At 41.0% G+C, this 2,781-nt stretch carries 2 protein-coding genes and 2 pseudogenes; all 4 read left to right on the top strand.

All coding sequences use genetic code 11. The features are described from left to right. The first annotated feature begins 41 nt into the window (after nucleotides 1-41). The 4 genes and pseudogenes from CAG68_RS11485 to CAG68_RS11470 all read left to right on the top strand — a co-directional run bounded on the left by CAG68_RS11485 (nucleotide 42) and on the right by CAG68_RS11470 (nucleotide 2,617). Nucleotides 42-605, top strand: coding sequence for a sugar O-acetyltransferase (locus tag CAG68_RS11485; RefSeq protein WP_053306980.1), 564 nt, complete (start codon nucleotides 42-44; stop codon nucleotides 603-605). Nucleotides 606-858: 253 nt separating this feature from the next. After that, complete coding sequence (locus CAG68_RS11480) at nucleotides 859-1,404, top strand: GNAT family N-acetyltransferase (RefSeq protein ID WP_053304370.1); 546 nt, start codon at nucleotides 859-861, stop codon at nucleotides 1,402-1,404. A 142-nt stretch (nucleotides 1,405-1,546) separates the two neighbouring features. Beyond that, a pseudogene (locus tag CAG68_RS11475) lies at nucleotides 1,547-2,188 on the top strand (alanine--tRNA ligase-related protein). A gap of 142 nt (nucleotides 2,189-2,330) precedes the next feature. Next, nucleotides 2,331-2,617 (top strand): annotated as a pseudogene (locus CAG68_RS11470) (putative quinol monooxygenase). Nucleotides 2,618-2,781 lie beyond the last annotated feature (164 nt).

Genomic DNA, 2,781 nt, shown 5'->3' with positions numbered 1-2,781 from the left:
ATGTAGCGTTGTAAGAAAATTGGTATTGGAGTCCAAGTTTTATGTCAGAAAAAGAGAAAATGTTAGCAGGTGAGCTTTATGACCCAAGTGATGAAGAGTTATTAAAGTTAAGGTTGAGCGCTAGGTTACTAACTGAAAAATTGAATGCTACCTCTGTTGAGCATAAACAAAAGCGAGTTGAAATAACTAAGCACTTGTTCGGCACAACAGGTGACGATATTCATGTTGAATCTTCTTTCAATTGCGACTACGGATCCAACATTCACGTTGGAGATAATTTTTACGCTAATTTTGGTTGTGTGATTTTGGATGTTGCGGAAGTTAAGTTTGGTGATAACTGTTTACTTGGGCCTCAAGTTGGCATTTATACTGCGACTCATCCCTTAGATCCTATCGAGAGGAACAGTGGTTTAGAGCTAGCAAAGCCCATAAACATTGGTGACAATTGTTGGATAGGTGGCCATGCCGTAATCAACCCTGGCGTAACACTTGGGAACAACGTGGTGGTAGCCTCTGGCGCAGTCGTTACGAAGAGTTTTGGAGACAATGTCGTTGTTGGTGGCAACCCAGCCAGAGTACTGAAGGAAATCGTCACTAAGCGATAATAAAGTATATGGACTATTTTGAGCCTGAGTTTAGGACTTATGATCAACTCACTCCAAGCTTTGATGCGTTCAGCGGTTACTTGTTGACGCACTTGAATGTCTAACATTTGCTTCAATATAGAATCGTTACACGTGGCGCTTTTGCCGTGCGTTGAGCTTGTTTAAAAGTCTCATACGAAATCATTTGTATTACGTGTCTCACACTTTTATTGGATTTTCGTCACCAATAACAAACCAAAAGGCTGACCCCAAAATGTTAGTAACAAAGATTGAAACGGAACGATTAATTCTAAGAGAGCTAGTTGAAGATGATGCAAGCGAATTGTTTGACATCTTCTCAGACCATGAGGTCATGAAATATTGGAACTCTGGCCCTTGGGTTTCAATTGAAGAAGCGCGGACATTTATAGCCAAGAGTACACAGGCCATGAATAGCAATACAGAAGTGACACTAGGCATCTTCCTAAAGAGCAATGGCCAACTTCTGGGTAAGATAATGCTGTTTAATCACGTGAAAGAGTCTAGGCGCGCAGAAATTGGCTTTGGCGTTAGTCGTCATTTCTGGGGTAAAGGCATTGTATTAGAGGCGGGAACTGCATTAATCGAACACGCATTCAAAACACTGAATCTACGTCGAATCGAGGCTGAGATAGATCCAGACAATACTTCTTCAGGTAAAGTCTTGGAACGGTTAGGTTTTATAAAGGAAGGTTTCCTAAGGCAGCGTTGGGAAGTGAATGGAGTAGTCTCAGATTCCGCAATTTACGGGTTGTTAGCTAAACCCCTAGACAGCGTTTAGTATCCGGCCTTAAACGCATCTAATAGGTCTAGCCTGCTCGTGCTCTATACACAGCCTTACATTTGACGGTGAGGTTTCTTGAATTGACTTGGTGGTCACTGAATGTACTATCAAAGATAGGACTTACTGCAAGGATAGCAGCATGAGCGAGAAATTATTTTGGGTTAATCCCTACCAAACAGAACTTAACTCAAGAGTGAGCAATGTAGACGGAAATAAGGTTGAATTGGACCAGACTATCTTCTTTGCAGAGTCTGGAGGCCAAGATAGTGATAAAGGAACGATTAATGGTATTCCGGTTTTGATTGCTCAAAAGTTAGGTGTTCGACTTATTTACACATTGGAATCCTCTCCAAATTTTGCTCTTGGTGACATTGTAACTACGAATATTGATTGGAAGCGTAGATACGCCTTAATGAAGCTACACTTTGCGGCTGAAGTGGTGCTCGAGATGTTTTATCAGCGTCGGGAAGGCATTGTTAAGATAGGCGCGCATATTTCTGAAAATAAGAGTCGCATAGATTTCGAGTGGTCTGAAAGTATTGGCCCGCTATTGAAAGAAATTGAAACTGATGTGCAAGATTTGATTAACTCTGATTCAGTTATTATTAGTGACTTTTCCGATCAAGAGAGTGAAAGAAGGGATTAGAGAGTGGATGGGTTTGCGCAAGTGCCTTGCGGTGGCACTCACTTAAAGCGCACATCAGAAGTCGGCCAAATTCAATTAAAACGCAAGAACATCGGTAAAGGCAAAGAAAGGGTAGAGATAACCTTATGCTCGTAAGTCGATAGGGCATTAGAAATAGATTCCTAACACGTGGCATTTAATTCATGGTGAGATTCACATTTGCGATATGATGGTTGAGATTGAGGGCGTGTTGGCTACTTCTTAACGAAACGCTACACGATAGGGGCGGGAGGATGATATGTCGAAAGTTACATTGAAAGGCTTTATTTTAGTTCCGGAAAAGGATCTAGAATTAGTAAAACATGCGTTAATAACTCACAAAAGCTCACGTTAGAAGAGCCGGGCTGCCTTAGTTTTCTTGTGACTCAAAGCTCGACTAATCCGTTTCGTTTTGATGTCTATGAGGAGTTCGTCGACAAAGCCTCTTTTAAACAACATCAGGAAAGAGTTCAAGCCTCACATTGGGGAAAAGTAACAGCCAATGTTAAACGGCAATACGAAATCTTTGAATGTGTGCATGACTAATCGAATCGGAGTGATTTAGTGCGTTTACACTTTGCTTTTCATGTTGCTCTACGCTCTACTATGTTGCTTTATTCAGCTATTCACCTGGCTTAGTGTTCTTAATACTTTGCCGTATTAAATCTAGAAATTTTAATGGAAGTGTTATGTTTAGAGTTGTGTATGAA

This window comes from Vibrio sp. V42_P2S4T144, from assembly GCF_009904715.1.
Lineage (GTDB): Bacteria > Pseudomonadota > Gammaproteobacteria > Enterobacterales > Vibrionaceae > Vibrio > Vibrio alginolyticus.
Note: the sequence above shows the minus strand (reverse complement) of the source record. Positions and strands in the feature narration are given on the sequence as shown.